We start from the raw sequence: 17,657 nt of genomic DNA on the forward strand, positions 1-17,657 counted from the left end.
TCATGGGCATGTACATGGATGTCCACCGAGGCATGAAGGGCATCACGGCAGCGGAGCTGAAGGAAGCGCACGCGGCCGACACGGCGATCGAGAAGGAGGAGGGCGTCCACTTCGAACGCGCCTGGGCGGACCCGGAATCCGGCACGGTCTACTGCCTGTCCACCGCCCCCTCCGCCGACGCCGTCCAGCGGATCCACGAACGGGCGGGCCACACGGCGGACGAGATCCACGCGGTACCGCTGGCGGTGTGACGGGGCGCAGGGCGCGCGGCGCGGGCGGCGGTAGGACCGGTGCGCGCGGCGCGGGCGAGGGGCCGCTGGAGGACTTCGCACGTCCTGCGGGCCTCTCGAAGTCCTGAAGGACTTCGAGAGGCCCGCGGCACGTGGTGCTCAGGCGCCGGTGGCCTACCGCCGCCCCGGCAGCCGGGTCTCGCCCGCGGCCTCCGCCTCGGCCTTCGCGTCGCTCACCGCGGCGGCGGCCTGTTTCGCTGCCTCGTCGGCGGCGGCGACGGCGTCCAGCGCGAGGGTCGAGTTCGGCTCGATCTCCGGCGCGCCGACGCCGTCCTTGTCGCTGTCCGCGACATCGGCGGTCGCGTCCTCGCGCTCCGCGGACGCCGAAAGACCCGCCCCGGCCGACTGGTCGCCGAACGCGGTGGTGACGGTGCGGATCGCCTCGGTCAGCTCGCCCGGGATCACCCAGAAGGTGTTGTTGTCGCTCTGCGCCAGATGCGGGAGCGTCTCCAGGTACTTGTACGCCAGGACCTTCGCGTCGGCGTTGTTGCGGTGGACGGCCTGGAAGACGAGCTCCACGGCCTTCGACTCACCGTCGGCCCGCAGGATCATGGCCTGCTGCGTGCCCTGGGCCTCCAGGATGTCCTTCTGCTTCGTGCCCTCCGCGGTGAGGATCTTGGCCTGCCGCTCACCTTCCGCGTGCAGGATGGCCGCGCGCTTGTCACGCTCGGCCCGCATCTGCTTCTCCATCGCCTCTTTGATGGTGTTCGGCGGATCGATGGCCTTGATCTCGACCCGGTTGACCCGGATGCCCCACTTCCCGGTCGCGTCGTCGAGGACGGCACGGAGCCGGGCGTTGATCTCCTCGCGCGAGGTGAGCGTGGCCTCCAGGTCCATGGAGCCGATGACGTTCCGCAGGGTGGTCACGGTGAGCTGGTCGATGGCCTGCAGATAGTCGGCGACCTCGTAGGCCGCGGCCCGCGGGTCGGTGATCTGGTAGTAGAGCACGGTGTCGATGTTGACCACGAGGTTGTCCTCGGTGATCACCGGTTTGGGGTCGGACGAATACACCTGCTCACGCACGTCGAGCTTGGTGTTGACGCGGTCCGCCACCGGCAGGACGAAGTTCAGGCCGGGCTGGAGGGTTCGGCGGTACCGGCCGAACCGCTCGATGTTGTAGCGGCGCGCCTGCGGAACGATCCGCACAGTGGCCGCCACGAGGAACACCACGACGAGCGCCGCCACGAGAATCGGTATGACCACCGGATCCATGCTTCTGCCTCCATCGCTGCTCGCTACGGGCGCGGCGCCGGGGGTTCAGCGCTACGTGTTCAACCGATCACGGAAGGAGCTCGCGGGGATACACGACGGCTGTGGCGCCTTCGATCTCCATGACGTCCACCAGCGCTCCCACCGGGATCACATGGCTTTCGTCGAGGGCGCGGGCGGTCCACTCCTCACCGGAGAGCTTGATCAGGCCATGGGTCGCGGTGACCTCCTGCACGACCTCCGCGCGCTTGCCGATCAGCGCGTCGCTGCCGTCACGGGTCAGAGGCCCCTGGGTGAGCTGCCGCATCGCGATGGGGCGGACGAGGGCGAGGCCCGCTACCGCCGCCAGCCCGAGCGCCACGAGCTGACCGAGCAGGCCGACTCCCACCCCGGCCACGACGGCAGCGACCACTGCCGCGCCGGCCAGCAGCCCGAAGACCAGCGTCAGGGTGAAGAACTCCGCAGCGCCGAGCGCCGCGGCGGCGAGCAACCATGCGAACCACGGCATCGAATCAGCCTCCCCAAGGGGACCTACTCAGGTAGTACCCCTTCGGACCGTGGCCGGAACCGCCCGGCTTGCCCGATCTGCGATCGGGACGCGTGAACGGGGGCCAGGACCCACGTGCCGGGACACACCGGAACGTCGGGGGATGGAACGGAATGCGGTGGATACAAGGGCGGCGGTCTCGGCGCTCGCCCTGGCGCTGGTTACGGGCGGGCTGATCTGGGGCTTCGGCCCCTGGGACGAGGAATCGGACCCCGCCGACACGTGCCGGGGGTCACTGGCGGTCGAGGAGGCCGGGAGGCTTCGGCGGCGCGGAACTGGAGTTCCGGGGGCACACCGGGGAGTGGATGGGCCACGCGACCGAACACTGCACGGCACAGGCCCGGGGCGAGGAATCCGGTGGCGTACGGCTGGAACTGTCCCTGCGTCCGACGGCAGCCCATCGCGCGGCCGGTGCGGCGGAGGAGTCCTCGGCGGCGCCGATCGGCTACGGCTGGAACGGCTCGTTCGACTACGTACCGCGTGTACCGGACGACGATCACCTGCCGTACGAGCTTCCGTTTCCGAGTGGCCCCGCATAGGGAAGCCGGCACGTGACATCAGTACCAGGCGATTGGCTGTCGCGGGCCCGCGTCCAGGAAGTCCACCAACGCCTGGACGCTCGCCGCGGTAGCGGCAGCTCGCATTCCGGCTCTGCGGCGACGAGGCCGACCTGGCGCAACCCGCAGCCTCGACGTAGTCGAGCGCATTCAGATCCCCACTAGCCGCACCCGGCCACCGCAGAGCTTGGCCATGTCGTCGATGTCGGAAGTCAGCATGACCACGGGGCGGTGCTGTCGCAGCGCGGCCTCGGCGACGGCCGCATCGATCGCGTACTTGTGTCCGTGCAACCCGGCATTCATCAGCAACTTCGAGGCAGCCCTCGCCTCCTCGTCACCGACCGGGACGACCCGCAGCCCGGAAAGCACCCAGTTCAGGCGTGACGTGTTCGTACGGGCGTGGACGGCCTCGATGATGGTGAGCGCACTGATCACGACCTCCATGCCACGCGAGCGCGCCTCAGCGATCAGAGCCACCACCTGTTCTTCGTCAGCGAGCAGCTTCGAGACTCCCTCGCTGTCGAGGACGAGCGTCCCCTCGTGACTCAGCCTGCGGCGGGCCACTCGGCCTCCTCGGCGAACACCTCGTCGAAGACCTGCCGCGCCCGCTGACGAGCCGGCTCGGATACCGGCCCCTTGCGGCTCTCGTAGTCCGCCAGGTACTCGTCCAGGAGCTGCCCGCGCAGCTCACGCTCGACCGCCTCCGCGATGAACGCGGAGAACTCCCGCTTGCCCACCCGCGCCCGGATCGCGTCCGCGGTCCCCTCCGGCAGCGACAAGCTCACCCGCGTCGCCGGCCCTTCCCCAATGCTGTACGTCGCCTCAGCCATGCCACCGATTGTGTCAAACGAGTAGGAAAAGCGCCACGTCCGCACTACCTTCAAAGCTCGGTCAGCGTCCGGCCCGCGCAAGTCCCAGCACGGAGAACCAAGGGCCCGACTCAAGGAGCCGGGCCCTCTCTGACCTGCATGTCCGACAGATCAGCGACGTGCTGCGGTGTCACCCACTACACGTTGAAGCGGAACTCCACCACGTCCCCGTCCTGCATGACGTAGTCCTTGCCCTCCATGCGGGCCTTGCCCTTGGCGCGGGCCTCGGCGACCGAACCCGTCTCCACCAGGTCGGCGAAGGAGACGATCTCCGCCTTGATGAAGCCCTTCTGGAAGTCGGTGTGGATCACACCGGCCGCCTCCGGGGCCGTCGCGCCCTTCTTGATGGTCCAGGCGCGGGCTTCCTTCGGGCCTGCCGTGAGGTAGGTCTGGAGGCCGAGGGTCTCGAAGCCGACGCGGCCGAGGGTGGCGAGGCCGGGCTCTTCCTGGCCCATGGACTGGAGCAGTTCGAGGGCCTCGTCGGCGTCGAGCTCGATCAGCTCGGACTCGATCTTGGCGTTGAGGAAGATCGCCTCGGCGGGGGCGACCAGGGCGCGCTGCTCGTTCTTGAAGTCCTCGTCGACCAGCTCGTCCTCGTCGACGTTGAAGACGTACAGGAAGGGCTTGACGGTGAGGAGGTGCAGCTCGTGGAGGAGCTTGCCCTTCTCCGTGGCCGCCGTGATGCCCGCGGCGAACAGGGTCTGGCCGGTCTCCAGGATCTGCTTCGCCTCCTCGACCGCGGCGAGGACCGCGACCTTCTCCTTCTGGAGGCGGGACTCCTTCGTCAGGCGCGGGACGGCCTTCTCGACGGACTGGAGGTCGGCGAGGATCAGCTCGGTGTTGATCGTCTCGATGTCGTCCTTCGGCGAGACCTTGCCGTCGACGTGGACGACGTTCTCGTCCTTGAAGGCCCGGATGACCTGGCAGATCGCGTCGGACTCGCGGATGTTCGCCAGGAACTTGTTCCCCAGGCCCTCACCCTCCGACGCGCCCCGGACGATGCCCGCGATGTCGACGAAGTCCACCGTCGCCGGGAGGAGCCGCTGCGAGCTGAAGATCTCCGCGAGCTTGTCCAGGCGCGGGTCCGGGACGCCGACCACGCCGACGTTCGGCTCGATCGTGGCGAACGGGTAGTTGGCCGCCAGCACGTCGTTCTTGGTCAGGGCGTTGAACAGGGTCGACTTGCCGACATTCGGCAGACCGACGATTCCGATCGTGAGCGACACTTTGGCGACTTCCTGGAGTGAGGCGGGGCGGGGCAGGGGGACAAGGCGTCCGGTCCGGCTCTGTGTTTCGGGCCGGGTCGGCCGGGACCCCGTAGTGGACCGATTCTCCAGTCTACGGGCCTGTCCCACGGGCCCGAACAGTGACGGCTTTCGGCCGTGTGGCATCGAACGCAACCCCAAGGTCGGCCAAAGCGCGTGTCCAACGCCTGATTCCCCGCCCCCCGCGACCTACGTTGTGGAGGTGGAGCAGCACAGGACACGTCCCCCGCAGCGTCGGCAGCCCCCGCAGGCCGCGCCCGCCCCGCCCGCGCCGGGTGGTTCCGCCGTGTACCGAGTACGGGTGCGGAGCGTGCGGAGCGTGCCGCCCGTCGTCCTCGCGTTGCGGCGGTTCCCCAATCCGCGGCTCACCGGGATCGGGGCCGGGCTGTTCGCCTCGCTCACCATGTTCGTGCTCGCCTGCGTAGACCGGCTGCTGTTCGACAGCTCGGAGCTCGTCTACGGGCTGCTCTTCCTGCCCGTCAGCGCCCTCACCGCCCTCTGGGTCCGGCCCGCCGACCTCGTCACCGCGCCGATCAGCGTGCCGATCGCCTTCGCCGTCGGGGTCTTCCCTATCTCCGGGGGGTCCGAGGGCTTCGGCGGGCAGGTCATGGGCCTGGTCACCGCCCTCGCCGTGCACGCCGGCTGGCTGTACGGCGGAACCCTCGTCGCGGGCGTCATCGCCACCGTGCGCAAGGTGCGGCTGATGCGGGCCCGGCGGCGGTACGTCCTGGCCCAGGGGCGCGGCCCCGCCGGTGAGCGCACGCCCCGGGCCGCAGCCGCCGCCTCCCCGTCAGGCGCGAAGCCCGTACGGGCCGGGGCGGGCACAGCCGGGGCTGCGGCCCGGCGACCGCAGAGGCCCTGAGGTCAGACCGGCCCAGCTCCCCGGGCCTGCGTGCCCTGGCCTGCCGCTTCCGCCCTCGCGGCCCGGCCTGCCCTGGCCTGTGTTTCCGCCCTCTCGGCCCGTCGGCCTCAGCGGCCCTGAGGTCCGACGGCCCCACTTCCCGGACCCGGTCTGCCCGCCCCGCTCAGCCCGGACGCCCCGCTCCCCGGCCCCGCTCAGCCCTTGCCCTGCGCCGAACCCGCCGCCGCCATCGCCGCCCCCACAATGCCCGCGTTGTTCTGCAGCTGCGCCGGGACCAGCTCCGCACGGACCTTCTCGATCAGGGGCAGGAACTTCTCCGCCTTGCGGCTCACGCCGCCGCCGATGATGAACAGTTCCGGCGAGAACAGCATCTCCACGTGCAGCAGATACTTCTGGACACGGTGCGCCCAGTGCTGCCAGCTCAGGTCCTCGTCCTCCTTGGCCTTCGTGGAGGCGTGCTTCTCCGCGTCGTGGCCGTGCAGTTCCAGGTGGCCGAGCTCGGTGTTGGGGACGAGCTTGCCGTCGGTGAAGACCGCGCTGCCGATGCCCGTACCGAACGTGAGCAGGATGACCGTGCCCGTACGGCCCTTGCCGGCGCCGAAGGTCATCTCCGCGACCCCGGCCGCGTCCGCGTCGTTCAGGATGGTGACGGGCTGACCGATCCGCTCGGCCAGCAGGGTGCGGGCGTCCGTGTCGATCCAGCCCTTGTCGACATTGGCCGCGGTGCGGGTGATGCCGTCCGTGACGACCCCCGGGAACGTGATGCCGACCGGGCCCGACCAGTCGAAATGGCCGACCACCTCCGCCACGCCGTCGGCCACGCCCTTGGGCGTGGCCGGGTGCGGTGTCAGCACTTTGTGGCGCTCCCGCGCCAGGTCTCCGCGGTCCAGGTCCACGGGAGCGCCCTTGATCCCGGATCCGCCGATGTCCACGCCGAAGATCTCCATGGAACCCACGGTACGGGCAGGCCGGGCCCCTTGCGCGGCTACTCGGCGGAAAGGGCGGCGGCCTCGGCGCGCAGGTCGCGGCGGAGCTCCTTGGGCAGGGAGAAGGTGATCGACTCGTCGGCCGTCTTCACCGTCTCCACGTCCTCGTAACCGCGCTCCGCGAGCCACTCGATGACCCCGTCGACCAGGACGTCGGGGACCGAGGCGCCGGAGGTCAGGCCAACCGTGGACACGCCTTCCAGCCACGCCTCGTCGATCTCGCTCGCGAAGTCGACCAGGTACGCGGCGTCGGCTCCGGCGTCGAGGGCGACCTCGACCATCCGGATGGAGTTCGAGGAGTTCTTGGAGCCGACCACGATGACCAGCTCGGCGTCCTCGGACAGCTTCTTCACCGCGATCTGGCGGTTCTGCGTGGCGTAGCAGATGTCGTCGCTGGGCGGCGAGAGCAGGTTCGGGAACTTCGACTTGAGGGCCCCGACCGTCTCCATCGTCTCGTCGACGGAGAGCGTGGTCTGGGAGAGCCAGACGACCTTCGACTCGTCGCGGACCTCGATGTTCGCCACGTCCTCGGGGCCGTCGACCAGCTGGATGTGGTCGGGGGCCTCGCCGGAGGTGCCGATGACCTCCTCGTGACCCTCGTGGCCGATCAGGAGGATGTCGTAGTCCTCCTTGGCGTACCGGACGGCTTCCTTGTGGACCTTGGTGACGAGCGGGCAGGTCGCGTCGATGGTGGCGAGCTTGCGCTCGGCGGCCTCCGCGTGGACGGTGGGCGCGACTCCGTGCGCGGAGAACATCACGATGGAGCCCTCGGGCACCTCCGCGGTGACGTCCACGAAGATCGCACCCTTCTTCTCCAGGGTCTGCACGACGTACTTGTTGTGCACGATCTCGTGGCGGACGTAGATCGGGGCCCCGTACTGCTCCAGGGCCTTCTCGACGGCGATCACGGCACGGTCCACGCCCGCGCAGTAGCCACGGGGAGCGGCGAGCAGGACACGGCGGGCAGGCGTTGCAGTCATGCGTCCCATCGTAAGGCCGTGGCGAACAGGCGCGAGGACGGCCTGATCGCCACACTGGTCGCGGTGCGTGTGTCAGGAATCGCCGATGGTGATGGAGGGTGGTGACCCGGTGTCGGAGAGCGGTCTCGGCAGCGGTAAGGACAGCAGCGCGGGCAGCAGTGCGGAGCCGGGCAGGCTGCGGCGGAACCTGGGGTTCCGGGACCTCGTCGTCTACGGGCTCCTCTTCATCGCCCCGATGGCCCCCGTCGGCGTGTTCGGCACGCTGGACGCGAAGTCCGACGGCGCGGTCGCCCTCGTCTACATCGTGGCCACGGTGGTCATGGGCTTCACCGCCTTCAGTTACGCCCAGATGGTGCGGGTCGCCCCCTTCGCCGGTTCGGTCTTCACGTATGCCCGCAAAGGGCTCGGGGAAGGGCCGGGGTTCATCGCCGGGTGGATGGCGATGCTCGACTACCTGCTGATCCCCGCCGTCGCCTACCTCTTCTCCGGGATCGCGATGAACGCCCTCGTCCCGGAGGTCTCGCGGTGGGTGTGGACCGCGATCGCGGTGCTCGTGACCACCCTGCTCAACCTGTGGGGCGTCCGGGCCGCCGCCCGCGTCGGCTTCGCGGTGCTGGCGATGGAGATCGTGGTGCTGCTGGTCTTCGTGGTCGCGGCGGTGGTCGTCCTCGTACGGGACGGGGCGCAGCGCGGCTGGCTGACGCCGCTGACCGGGGACACCGCGTTCTCCATGGCGGCGGTGCTGGGAGCCGTGTCGATCGCCGTGCTGTCGTATCTGGGCTTCGACGCCATCGCCTCGTTCGCCGAGGAGGTGACGGGTGGATCGCAGAAGGTGGCGCGGGCGGTGCTGTTCTGTCTGGTGCTGGCCGGTGTGCTGTTCGTGGCGCAGACATATCTGGCGGCGCTGCTGGAGCCGATGAGCTCGGCCGAGCTGGCGGCGGACCCGGCGGCGCAGGGGTCGGCGTTCTACGACGCGGTGGACGCCTCGGTGGGGACCTGGCTGCACGATCTGGTGGCGGTCAGCAAGGCGATCGGGGCGGCGTTCGCCGCGCTGGCGGGGCAGGCCGCCGCCGGCCGGCTCGTCTTCGCGATGGCCCGGGAGCGGCGGCTGCCGCGCCTCCTCGCGAAGGTCGACCCGACGTCGGGCGTGCCGCGCCTCGCGATCCTCGGCGCGGGCATCGTGACGCTGGTGGCCGCCGTGTGGGCGGCCCGGCGCGACGACGGCCTGGACCATCTGGTCTCGGTGGTCGACATCGGCGCGCTGACGGCGTTCATCCTGCTCCACGCGTCGGTGGTCGGCTGGTTCGTCATCCGCCGGATGGCGGGGCCGCCGGTGTGGTGGCGGCACGTCCTCGTGCCCGTGGTCGGCGCGGGGGTGCTGGTCGCGGTCATCGTGGAGGCGACGACCTCCGCCCAGGTGGTGGGGCTCTGCTGGCTCGGGGTGGGGCTCGTGGTGCTGGCGGTGCAGGGCACGGGGCGGCAGAGCGGGGCCGAGGGGCCGGGCGGGCCCGGCGGACGTGGGGGGACCAGCGGACCCGGTGGGCCCGGTCGGCCCGGCGGACCCGGTGGGCGCGGCGCTGCCGAGCGCTGAGGCCGGGTCTGCCGAGCGCCGAGGCCCGCTGCCGCTGAGCGCTGAGGCCCGGGCCGGGCCTCAGCGCGGGGCCGGTGTCCTGTCGGTGGGTGCCGATACGCTCGCCCGTATGGCTCTCAACACGTCCGCGGAAGCGCCGCTGCCCGTCGGCGAGGTGTCCCGGCTCATCGGGGGGTGGATCGACCGGCTCGGCGCCATCTGGGTGGAGGGGCAGATCACCCAGCTGTCGCGGCGGCCGGGGGCCGGGGTCGTCTTTCTGACGCTGCGCGATCCGTCCCACGACATCTCGGTGAGCGTCACCTGTTTCCGGCAGGTCTTCGACCGGATCGCCGATGTGGTGACGGAGGGCGCGCGCGTCGTCGTCCTCGCCAAGCCCGAGTGGTACGCGCCCCGGGGGCAGCTGTCGCTGCGGGCCACCGACATACGGCCGGTCGGCATCGGTGAACTGCTCGTGCGGCTGGAGCAGCTCAAGAAGTCGCTCGCCGCCGAGGGGCTCTTCGCGCTGGACCGGAAGAAGGCGCTCCCCTTCCTCCCCCAGCTCATCGGGCTCGTCTGCGGGCGGGCCTCCGCCGCCGAGCGGGACGTCCTGGAGAACGCCCGCCGCCGCTGGCCCGCCGTGCGCTTCGAGGTCCGCAACACCGCCGTGCAGGGGGTGAACGCGGTCGCCCAGGTGGTGCAGGCGGTCGAGGAGCTGGACGCGCTGGACGAGGTCGACGTGATCGTGGTGGCCCGGGGCGGCGGCAGCGTCGAGGATCTGCTGCCGTTCTCCGACGAGCAGTTGATCCGGGCCGTGGCCGCCTGCCGTACGCCGGTGGTCTCCGCGATCGGCCATGAGCCGGACTCCCCGCTGCTGGACCTGGTCGCCGATCTGCGCGCCTCCACGCCCACGGACGCGGCCAAGAAGGTCGTGCCCGATGTGGGCGAGGAACTGGAGCGCGTCCAGCAGTTGCGGGACCGGGCGCTGCGCACCGTACGGGGGCTGCTGGACCGGGAGGAGCGGGGGCTCGCGCACGCGCTGGGCCGGCCCGCGATGGAGCGGCCCCAGCGGCTGGTGGACGAGCGCGAGGCCGAGGTGGACGCGCTCATCGGGCGCAGCCGCCGGGTGCTGGGCCATCTGCTGGACCGGGCCGACTCGGAGCTGTCGCACACGCTCGCCCGGGTCGTCTCGCTGTCGCCGGCCGCGACCCTGGAGCGGGGTTACGCCGTGCTCCAGCGGCCCGACGGCCATGTGGTGCGCTCCCCCGACGAGGCGGGGGCGCCCGGCGAGCCGCTGCGGGCGCGGGTGTCGGAGGGCGAGTTCACGGTGCGGGTGGACCGGGACGGGGACGGATGAGCCGGCCGACCAGAGGCCGGGGCCGGGGCCGTTCCCACGATGACGTAACAGCTCACATCTAGGGTGGATCACATGACGGACGAGGGTACGGCGGCCGCTGCCGCCACGGGCACGCTCGGGTACGAGCAGGCGCGCGACGAGCTGATCGAGGTCGTGCGCCGGCTGGAGGCGGGCGGCACGACACTGGAGGAGTCGCTGGCCCTGTGGGAGCGGGGCGAGGAGCTGGCGAAGGTCTGCCGGCACTGGCTGGAGGGCGCCCGCGCCCGGCTGGACGCGGCCCTCGCCCGCCCGCAGGACGGCGGCGACGACGAGGGCTGAGCCCGGCCCCGGGAAGACCTCCGACCGGGCCCGCACCAGTTAGCTGCATCATGCAAGGGTGTGCAATGGATCACTCCATTCCGGTTTTAGTTGAAAGTTAACCTATCTCTGGCGTACCTTCGAGCTCTCCCCACCGCGTTCGTTCGGAAGGTTTGCACCAGATGTCTCTCGTTCTCGACCCCGCCGCTCAGGACCTCCTCTTCCGCGAGGCCCGCACCGCCAACACCTTCACCGACGAGCCCGTGACCGACGAGCAGGTCCAGGCGATCTACGACCTGGTGAAGTTCGGCCCGACCGCCTTCAACCAGTCGCCGCTGCGTGTCGTCCTGGTCCGCTCCGCCGAGGGGCGCGAGCGCCTGGTGCAGCACATGGCCGAGGGCAACCGCCCGAAGACCGCCACGGCCCCGCTGGTCGCGATCCTGGCCGCCGACAACGAGTTCCACGAGGAGCTTCCGGCGCTGCTCCCGCACTTCCCGCAGGCCAAGGACATGTTCTTCGCGGAGCGCCCGGTCCGTGAGTCGGCCGCCGGTCTCAACGCCGCGCTCCAGGCCGCCTACTTCATCATCGGCGTCCGCGCCGCCGGTCTGGCCGCAGGCCCGATGACCGGCTACGACCCGGCCGGTATCCAGAAGGAGTTCCTGGACGGCGACCACACCCCGCTGATGGTCGTCAACATCGGCAAGCCGGGCGAGGACGCCTGGTTCCCGCGCAGCCCGCGCCTCTCCTTCGACGAGGTCGTCACGACCGTCTGAGCCTCCGTCGCACGGTCACCGTCACGCGCGAAGGGCCCCGGAACACCATCACCTGGTGTTCCGGGGCCCTTCGCGTACGGGAGTCGGCGCGGGCCGCGCGTCAGGAGGCCGGCGTGGCGGGCGGCGTCGTCTTCAGGGCCTCGACCATCTCGACCAGGGTCTCCTTCGGCGCCGAGCCGGTGACCACCGTGGTGTGGCCCTTGCCGGGCAGGACGAGGGCGTCGTACTTGTCGCCCTCCCAGACCTGCCACTGCTTGCCCGCCACCGTCTCGGTCCGGCCGGTGTCCTTCGCCTTCTGGGTGACCTCGGGGACGTACGTGCGCGCGGCGGCGGTGGACTGCTCGACCGCGACGTACCTGCGGTCCGCGTCGAGGAAGCCCAGGTGCCAGGCCTTGCCCTCGGCCTCGTCGTAGCGGACGGAGGTCGCCTTCCACTTCTCCGGCAGGCCCTCCGGCGCGGCCACCGGGTAGGGGGCGTCGGTCCGTACCGTCGCCAGCTCCACGGTGAAGTCGACCGCCTTGATCGGGTCGGCGTGCTCGTCCTTCGGGATGAAGAGGTATATGACCCCCGCGCAGGCGGCGATCACCAAAGTCGACAGGAACATGTCCCGGACTGTCTGCTTGCCTCGCTTGCTTGCCACGGGTCCATGGTGGCACGCGGCCTGACACGCCCGGCCGCAGGGTGCCGGTCGGGGGCGGCGACTCCGGAGTGCTCATGCGTGACCCGCACTGCTCATTTTATCGACCTACCGATAGAGTCGCAGCACCCTCATATCCGGTCGTCGCCGTACAGAAAGGTGCGCTCCGATGTCCGAGCATCATCTGCCGTCCCAACTGGAGGTCTCCCCGGAGGCCCCCGACCGCAACCTGGCCCTGGAGTTGGTCCGGGTCACCGAGGCCGCTGCCATGGCGGCCGGGCGCTGGGTGGGCCGCGGCGACAAGATCGGCGCCGACGGCGCCGCAGTGAAGGCCATGCGGACCCTCGTCTCGACCGTCTCGATGAACGGCGTCGTCGTCATCGGCGAGGGCGAGAAGGACGAAGCCCCCATGCTGTTCAACGGCGAGCGGGTCGGCGACGGCACCGGCGCCGAGGTCGACATCGCGGTCGACCCGATCGACGGCACCACACTCAACGCCAAGGGCATGCCGAACGCCATCGCCGTGCTGGCGGCGGCCGACCGCGGCGCCATGTTCGACCCGTCGGCGGTGTTCTACATGGACAAGCTGGTCACGGGGCCCGAGGCGGCGGACTTCGTCGACATCAACGCGCCCGTGGCGGTGAACATCCGGCGCGTCGCGCGGGCGAAGAACTCCACGCCCGAGGACGTCACCGTCGTCATCCTCGACCGGCCCCGGCACGAGGGCATCGTCAAGGAGATCCGGGAGACCGGCGCGCGGATCAAGTTCATCTCGGACGGCGATGTCGCGGGCTCGATCATGGCGGCCCGCGAGGGCACCGGCGTCGACCTGCTGATGGGCATCGGCGGAACGCCCGAGGGCATCATCTCGGCGTGCGCCATAAAGTGCCTCGGCGGTGTCATCCAGGGCAAGCTCTGGCCCAAGGACGAGGCGGAGCGGCAGAAGGCGCTGGACGCGGGCCACGACCTGGACCGGGTGCTGTCCACCGACGACCTGGTCAGCGGCGACAACGTGTTCTTCGTGGCGACGGGGATCACCGACGGTGAGCTGATGCGCGGTGTGCGGTACCGCGCGGAGACGGCGACCACCGAGTCGATCGTGATGCGGTCCAAGTCCGGCACGATCCGGTCGATCTCCTCGACCCACCGGCTGTCGAAGCTGCGCGCCTACAGCGCCATCGACTTCGACCGCGCGAAGTAGCCGAGGGCCAGGGGCGCGCAGAGCGCACGAAGGGGGTGCGGGGAGCCGATTCGCTCCCCGCACCCCCTTCGCGTACGCCTTCAGCCTGCCGCGGCTATGTGCTCGGCCGTCGTCGCGGCCTTGATCTCGATGTCCCGCCGTCGCCGCCGGGCGAGCGCCACCCGGCGCTCGGCCGCGGTGAGCCCGCCCCACACCCCGTACGGCTCGGGCTGCATCAGCGCGTGCTCCCGGCACTCGATCATGACCGGACAGCCGCCGCACACCCGCTTGGCGGCCTCCTCGCGGGCCAGCCGGGCGGCGGTCGGTTCCTTGGAGGGGGCGAAGAAGAGGCCCGCCTCGTCGCGGCGGCAGGCCGCCTCGGAATGCCAGGGGCCCGCATCGTCCTCCCGGGCGGGGGTCCGCTGGGCCGGAACGGCGGCGACCTGCAGAGGCTGATGCGGCGATTGCAGCACGGGCTACTCCTGACGACGGCTACGGCTTCGCGAGCGAGAGTCGATGCAGCACTCCCTACCCGCTGTGCGTACGCCTATGCACTGAGTGGCACCGGCGCGCGACTCACCGCAATGCGCCCCCGCGGCATTCTGGCCGATTATCGGAGGTCGCCCGTGATGCCGTATTCAGTGGCCCAGATGTTTCCGCAGCCGCCTCTGGAGATCCGCGACGAACTTTCCCCGCTTCGGCTTCGCCTCCACACTCCCGAACACGGCATAGCCGTTCACGACGACGACCGGGGCTTCCGGGTCGGCGGATTCGAGCGACTTCACCTCGAAACCGCCGAACACACCGGTGCCGTTGCCGCGCAGGGAGATGTTCTCCGGCACGCGGACCTCGACGCTGCCGAAGATGGCCGTCGCATTGATGACGGTGAAGCGTTGGCCGAAAAGCGCTTCGGTCAGATCGATCTCCACGCTGCCGAAGAGCGCGAAGGCGTTCGTCCGGCCGCCGACCCGCCAACGCCCCTTGCGGACGGAGCTGCTGAAGACCGCGACGAGATTGTCCGCGGGACCTTCCGGGGCCTCGGGGCCGTAGCTGTACGGGCGCGGGCCCGGGCCCTGCGCGGTGGAACCGGAGGCGGCGGGCAGGTCCCGGACGAGCGGCTGGAGTTCGCCGACGGTCTTGGCCCGATAGACCAGGTCCACGCGCTCGGCGTGCTCGTCCGCCGTCAGACGGCCCTCGGCCATCGCCTCCCGCAGGATGTCCGCGATCCGGTCGCGGTCGGCGTCGGAGGCGCGGATCTCGTCGCCGTTCAGGACTTCGGCGGGTGGTGGGACGGCCGGCGTGAAGGGCTGCTGGGGCTGCTTCTCTAGGTCCACCGGCCCAGCGTACCCAAACGCGATAGATCGCGACTACCCCTCCAACCGGCGCGCCCCCGCCTCCGGCCGGCGCGCCCGGCCGCCCGGCCCGGGTCCAGGTGAGCCTTACCTCACAGGATCCGTCCGAAGGCGGCGTTCTACCCTGGTGGACGCGCTGCCCGAGGGAGGTCAGCCGCTGTCGCCGAGTGAGGAATGGCCGTCATGGCAGAGTTTGCGTACTCCGATCTGCTCCCCCTGGGGGAGGACACCACGCCGTACCGTCTGGTGACCGCCGAGGGTGTCTCCACCTTCGAGGCCGACGGCCGGACGTTCCTCAAGGTCGACCCGGAGGCGCTGCGCACGCTGGCCGCCGAGGCGATGCACGACATCTCGCACTACCTGCGCCCGGCCCACCTGGCGCAGCTGCGGCGGATCGTCGACGACCCGGAGGCGTCCTCCAACGACAAGTTCGTGGCGCTGGACCTCCTGAAGAACGCGAACATCGCCGCCGCGGGCGTCCTGCCGATGTGCCAGGACACGGGCACGGCGATCGTCATGGGCAAGCGCGGGCAGAACGTGCTGACCGAGGGCGGTGACGAGGAGGCCCTGTCGCACGGGATCTTCGACGCGTACACCAAGCTCAACCTGCGCTACTCGCAGATGGCCCCGCTGACCATGTGGGACGAGAAGAACACCGGCTCCAACCTGCCGGCGCAGATCGAGCTGTACGCCACCGACGGCGGCGCGTACAAGTTCCTGTTCATGGCGAAGGGCGGCGGCTCGGCCAACAAGTCGTTCCTCTACCAGGAGACGAAGGCCGTCCTGAACGAGGCCTCCATGATGAAGTTCCTGGAGGAGAAGATCCGTTCGCTGGGGACCGCGGCCTGCCCGCCGTACCACCTGGCGATCGTGGTCGGCGGCACGTCGGCGGAGTTCGCGTTGAAGACCGCCAAGTACGCCTCCGCGCACTACCTCGACGAGCTGCCCGCCGAGGGCTCCCCCACCGGGCACGGCTTCCGGGACAAGGAGCTGGAGGAGAAGGTCTTCGAGCTGACGCAGAAGATCGGGATCGGCGCGCAGTTCGGCGGCAAGTACTTCTGCCACGACGTGCGCGTGGTGCGCCTCCCCCGGCACGGCGCCTCGCTGCCCGTCGCCATCGCCGTGTCCTGCTCGGCGGACCGCCAGGCCACCGCGAAGATCACCGCCGAGGGCGTCTTCCTGGAGCAGCTGGAGAAGGACCCGGCGCGCTTCCTCCCGGACACCACGGACGAGCACCTCGACGAGGCCGGCGGGGACGTCGTGGAGATCGACCTCAACCGGCCGATGGACGACGTGCTGGCCGAGCTGACGAAGTACCCGGTCAAGACCCGGCTCTCGCTGACCGGCCCGCTGGTCGTGGCCCGTGACATCGCGCACGCCAAGATCAAGGAACGCCTTGACGCGGGCGAGGAGATGCCGCAGTACCTGAAGGACCACCCGGTGTACTACGCGGGCCCGGCGAAGACGCCCGAGGGGTACGCCTCCGGTTCCTTCGGTCCGACGACGGCCGGCCGGATGGACTCCTACGTGGAGCAGTTCCAGGCGGCGGGCGGCTCGAAGGTGATGCTCGCGAAGGGCAACCGCAGCAAACAGGTCACCGATGCCTGCGGCTCCCACGGCGGCTTCTACCTCGGCTCGATCGGCGGCCCGGCGGCCCGGCTCGCCCAGGACTGCATCAAGAAGGTCGAGGTCGTCGAGTACGAGGAGCTCGGCATGGAGGCGGTCTGGAAGATCGAGGTCGAGGACTTCCCCGCGTTCATCGTCGTCGACGACAAGGGCAACGACTTCTTCACCGAGCCCGCCCCGGCTCCGACGTTCACCAGCATTCCGGTGCGGGGGCCGGGCCTGGCCTGACCCATGACGTGTGCGCAGGGGCTCGCCCGTGCAGGGTGGGCCCCTGCGGCGTATCTCAGTCGTCGAGCAGGCCCGATGTCGCGACCAGATAGCCGAGTTGGGCCCGGCTGTTGCTGCCGAGCTGCTCGGAGACCTTGCGCATGTGCTCGGCGACGCTGCGGCGGCTCATGCCGATCCGGCGGGCGATCGCGGCGTCCGTCTCGCCGTTGACGACGGCCTGGAGGATCGCGCGCTGGAGGTCGGAGGTGACGACGGGCGTGCGCAGCGGCGCGCGTTCGGGGCGTACGGGGACGGCGCGGGACCACGCCTCGTCGAAGTGGCGGACCAGGAAGCGGACCAGCGCCGGGTGCCGGACGCGCAGCGCGGTGTGCGGTTCGTCGGAGTACGGGATGAAGGCGAGGTCCCGGTCGAAGACGATGAACCGGTCCATGACCTCGGGCAGGGTCCTGATCTCGGCCCCTTCGGCGGTCACCTGCTCGATGTAGGCGAGCGTGGTGCGGTCGGAGCGGACGGTGTGCTGGTAGAGGGTGCGCTGCCGGATGCCGCGCCGCAGGTTGTTCAGATCGCGCGGTAGGGACTGGGCCAGGACGTGGGCGGGGCGTCCGCCGCCGGGGTGGGCGGTGCGGACCTCGGTACGGCAGCCGCTGACCCCGGCGTCCAGGGCCTTGCTGATGACGGCCTTGCCGGAGAGCCGGGTGAGGGCGGGGCGTTCGGGCCGGTGGACCTCGGCGTAGAGGCCCTCGAAGGCGGCGAGGGTGGCGCGGGCGGAGCGCAGGGTGCGGCGCTGCTCGACGATCGCCCTCTCGATGGGGGCGAGCGCGGCGAACGAGGCGGTCTCCGGCGGTACGGGGATGAGGTGGCCGGGCGAGTCCTGGTCGGCGACCAGCAGATGCAGGGAGAGCAGGCAGGGGGGTGCGGCGGCGGCCGGGAGGCTGCCCTCCGTCAGCGCACGGCGATAGGTCGCGAGCGCCGCCTCGCAGGGTTGTTCCGGTATCGACCGGTCCGAGGGTGATTCACGGCAATCACATACCGGTGAGGGGGAATGATCGTCCTTCACAAGGATGCAGATTACCTT

The 17,657-nt window shown here is 70.5% G+C and carries 20 protein-coding genes; 9 read left to right on the top strand and 11 right to left on the bottom strand.

What is annotated here, in order from left to right:
• Positions 1–2 precede the first annotated feature (2 nt).
• Positions 3–251, top strand: coding sequence for an SCO4226 family nickel-binding protein (locus IE134_RS00350; protein WP_006127293.1), 249 nt, complete (start codon positions 3–5; stop codon positions 249–251).
• Positions 252–404: 153 nt separating this feature from the next.
• On the opposite strand, the gene IE134_RS00355 is transcribed toward IE134_RS00350, so the two are convergent.
• On the bottom strand, positions 405–1,502 hold the full coding sequence (locus IE134_RS00355; RefSeq protein WP_189429334.1) for an SPFH domain-containing protein: 1,098 nt from the start codon (positions 1,500–1,502) through the stop codon (positions 405–407).
• A 67-nt stretch (positions 1,503–1,569) separates the two neighbouring features.
• The gene (locus IE134_RS00360) at positions 1,570–2,007 is read right to left on the bottom strand and encodes an NfeD family protein (RefSeq protein ID WP_030711246.1); all 438 of its coding nucleotides are present in this window, start codon (positions 2,005–2,007) and stop codon (positions 1,570–1,572) included.
• A 344-nt stretch (positions 2,008–2,351) separates the two neighbouring features.
• Between IE134_RS00360 and IE134_RS33975 the strand changes: the two genes are divergently transcribed.
• Positions 2,352–2,585, top strand: a complete 234-nt coding sequence (locus tag IE134_RS33975) for a hypothetical protein (RefSeq protein ID WP_229823265.1) — start codon at positions 2,352–2,354, stop codon at positions 2,583–2,585.
• A 168-nt stretch (positions 2,586–2,753) separates the two neighbouring features.
• Here IE134_RS33975 and IE134_RS00370 read toward each other — a convergent pair whose 3' ends face one another.
• From IE134_RS00370 to ychF, 3 genes are all read right to left on the bottom strand, one after another.
• Positions 2,754–3,167: a DNA-binding protein gene (locus tag IE134_RS00370; RefSeq protein WP_098896021.1), complete on the bottom strand. Its 414-nt coding sequence runs from the start codon at positions 3,165–3,167 to the stop codon at positions 2,754–2,756.
• Positions 3,149–3,433 (bottom strand): hypothetical protein, encoded by a 285-nt coding sequence (locus IE134_RS00375; protein WP_030711242.1) that lies wholly within the window; start codon positions 3,431–3,433, stop codon positions 3,149–3,151. Before IE134_RS00375 ends, IE134_RS00370 begins: the two co-directional genes overlap by 19 nt.
• A gap of 176 nt (positions 3,434–3,609) precedes the next feature.
• Entirely contained in the window at positions 3,610–4,698 is a 1,089-nt protein-coding gene (gene ychF, locus IE134_RS00380; protein ID WP_126930836.1) for a redox-regulated ATPase YchF, read from the bottom strand.
• A gap of 325 nt (positions 4,699–5,023) precedes the next feature.
• On the opposite strand from ychF, the gene IE134_RS00385 reads away from it, so the two are divergent.
• Entirely contained in the window at positions 5,024–5,599 is a 576-nt protein-coding gene (locus tag IE134_RS00385; protein WP_189429901.1) for a DUF6542 domain-containing protein, read from the top strand.
• 194 nt (positions 5,600–5,793) lie between these two features.
• Here the strand turns inward: IE134_RS00385 and ppgK are convergent, their stop codons facing one another.
• Both ppgK and IE134_RS00395 read right to left on the bottom strand, forming a co-directional pair.
• Positions 5,794–6,546 (bottom strand): polyphosphate--glucose phosphotransferase, encoded by a 753-nt coding sequence (ppgK, locus tag IE134_RS00390; RefSeq protein ID WP_030711236.1) that lies wholly within the window; start codon positions 6,544–6,546, stop codon positions 5,794–5,796.
• Positions 6,547–6,584: 38 nt separating this feature from the next.
• Positions 6,585–7,574, bottom strand: coding sequence for a 4-hydroxy-3-methylbut-2-enyl diphosphate reductase (locus tag IE134_RS00395; RefSeq protein ID WP_179888324.1), 990 nt, complete (start codon positions 7,572–7,574; stop codon positions 6,585–6,587).
• Between the two features lie 82 nt (positions 7,575–7,656).
• Between IE134_RS00395 and IE134_RS00400 the strand changes: the two genes are divergently transcribed.
• From IE134_RS00400 to IE134_RS00415, 4 genes are all read left to right on the top strand, one after another.
• Positions 7,657–9,156 carry an APC family permease gene (locus IE134_RS00400; protein ID WP_126930884.1) on the top strand — a complete coding sequence of 500 codons (1,500 nt, stop codon included), beginning with the start codon at positions 7,657–7,659 and terminating at the stop codon, positions 9,154–9,156.
• Between the two features lie 109 nt (positions 9,157–9,265).
• Entirely contained in the window at positions 9,266–10,489 is a 1,224-nt protein-coding gene (gene xseA / locus IE134_RS00405; RefSeq protein WP_030711230.1) for an exodeoxyribonuclease VII large subunit, read from the top strand.
• 72 nt (positions 10,490–10,561) lie between these two features.
• A complete protein-coding gene (locus IE134_RS00410) occupies positions 10,562–10,807 on the top strand; it encodes an exodeoxyribonuclease VII small subunit (protein WP_030711228.1) in 246 nt (81 codons plus the stop codon).
• A 161-nt stretch (positions 10,808–10,968) separates the two neighbouring features.
• The gene (locus IE134_RS00415) at positions 10,969–11,559 is read left to right on the top strand and encodes a malonic semialdehyde reductase (RefSeq protein WP_030711226.1); all 591 of its coding nucleotides are present in this window, start codon (positions 10,969–10,971) and stop codon (positions 11,557–11,559) included.
• A gap of 100 nt (positions 11,560–11,659) precedes the next feature.
• Here IE134_RS00415 and IE134_RS00420 read toward each other — a convergent pair whose 3' ends face one another.
• Entirely contained in the window at positions 11,660–12,163 is a 504-nt protein-coding gene (locus tag IE134_RS00420) for a DUF4245 domain-containing protein (RefSeq protein ID WP_030711224.1), read from the bottom strand.
• A 202-nt stretch (positions 12,164–12,365) separates the two neighbouring features.
• Between IE134_RS00420 and glpX the strand changes: the two genes are divergently transcribed.
• A complete protein-coding gene (glpX, locus tag IE134_RS00425) occupies positions 12,366–13,397 on the top strand; it encodes a class II fructose-bisphosphatase (protein WP_030115326.1) in 1,032 nt (343 codons plus the stop codon).
• 80 nt (positions 13,398–13,477) lie between these two features.
• Here the strand turns inward: glpX and IE134_RS00430 are convergent, their stop codons facing one another.
• Both IE134_RS00430 and IE134_RS00435 read right to left on the bottom strand, forming a co-directional pair.
• Positions 13,478–13,849: a WhiB family transcriptional regulator gene (locus tag IE134_RS00430; RefSeq protein ID WP_010063348.1), complete on the bottom strand. Its 372-nt coding sequence runs from the start codon at positions 13,847–13,849 to the stop codon at positions 13,478–13,480.
• A gap of 165 nt (positions 13,850–14,014) precedes the next feature.
• A complete protein-coding gene (locus tag IE134_RS00435; RefSeq protein ID WP_030711222.1) occupies positions 14,015–14,710 on the bottom strand; it encodes a DUF1707 SHOCT-like domain-containing protein in 696 nt (231 codons plus the stop codon).
• 201 nt (positions 14,711–14,911) lie between these two features.
• Here IE134_RS00435 and IE134_RS00440 point away from each other — a divergent pair, with 201 nt between their 5' ends.
• Positions 14,912–16,582, top strand: a complete 1,671-nt coding sequence (locus IE134_RS00440) for a fumarate hydratase (RefSeq protein ID WP_097982708.1) — start codon at positions 14,912–14,914, stop codon at positions 16,580–16,582.
• A gap of 55 nt (positions 16,583–16,637) precedes the next feature.
• Here IE134_RS00440 and IE134_RS00445 read toward each other — a convergent pair whose 3' ends face one another.
• Positions 16,638–17,639 (bottom strand): LuxR C-terminal-related transcriptional regulator, encoded by a 1,002-nt coding sequence (locus tag IE134_RS00445; RefSeq protein ID WP_126930838.1) that lies wholly within the window; start codon positions 17,637–17,639, stop codon positions 16,638–16,640.
• Between the last annotated feature and the right edge of the window lie 18 nt (positions 17,640–17,657).

The sequence above is a fragment of the Streptomyces rubiginosohelvolus genome, assembly GCF_014649875.1.
GTDB lineage: Bacteria > Actinomycetota > Actinomycetes > Streptomycetales > Streptomycetaceae > Streptomyces > Streptomyces rubiginosohelvolus.

What these genes read in the sequence shown, in the direction of transcription:
- IE134_RS00350 (WP_006127293.1), top strand. Translation starts at nt 3, where the DNA reads ATGGGCATGTACATGGATGTCCACCGAGGCATGAAGGGCATCACGGCA.
- IE134_RS00355 (WP_189429334.1), bottom strand. Translation starts at nt 1,502, where the DNA reads ATGGATCCGGTGGTCATACCGATTCTCGTGGCGGCGCTCGTCGTGGTG.
- IE134_RS00360 (WP_030711246.1), bottom strand. Translation starts at nt 2,007, where the DNA reads ATGCCGTGGTTCGCATGGTTGCTCGCCGCCGCGGCGCTCGGCGCTGCG.
- IE134_RS33975 (WP_229823265.1), top strand. Translation starts at nt 2,352, where the DNA reads ATGGGCCACGCGACCGAACACTGCACGGCACAGGCCCGGGGCGAGGAA.
- IE134_RS00375 (WP_030711242.1), bottom strand. Translation starts at nt 3,433, where the DNA reads ATGGCTGAGGCGACGTACAGCATTGGGGAAGGGCCGGCGACGCGGGTG.
- ppgK (WP_030711236.1), bottom strand. Translation starts at nt 6,546, where the DNA reads ATGGAGATCTTCGGCGTGGACATCGGCGGATCCGGGATCAAGGGCGCT.
- IE134_RS00395 (WP_179888324.1), bottom strand. Translation starts at nt 7,574, where the DNA reads ATGGGACGCATGACTGCAACGCCTGCCCGCCGTGTCCTGCTCGCCGCT.
- IE134_RS00400 (WP_126930884.1), top strand. Translation starts at nt 7,657, where the DNA reads ATGGAGGGTGGTGACCCGGTGTCGGAGAGCGGTCTCGGCAGCGGTAAG.
- xseA (WP_030711230.1), top strand. Translation starts at nt 9,266, where the DNA reads ATGGCTCTCAACACGTCCGCGGAAGCGCCGCTGCCCGTCGGCGAGGTG.
- IE134_RS00410 (WP_030711228.1), top strand. Translation starts at nt 10,562, where the DNA reads ATGACGGACGAGGGTACGGCGGCCGCTGCCGCCACGGGCACGCTCGGG.
- IE134_RS00415 (WP_030711226.1), top strand. Translation starts at nt 10,969, where the DNA reads ATGTCTCTCGTTCTCGACCCCGCCGCTCAGGACCTCCTCTTCCGCGAG.
- IE134_RS00420 (WP_030711224.1), bottom strand. Translation starts at nt 12,163, where the DNA reads ATGTTCCTGTCGACTTTGGTGATCGCCGCCTGCGCGGGGGTCATATAC.
- glpX (WP_030115326.1), top strand. Translation starts at nt 12,366, where the DNA reads ATGTCCGAGCATCATCTGCCGTCCCAACTGGAGGTCTCCCCGGAGGCC.
- IE134_RS00440 (WP_097982708.1), top strand. Translation starts at nt 14,912, where the DNA reads ATGGCAGAGTTTGCGTACTCCGATCTGCTCCCCCTGGGGGAGGACACC.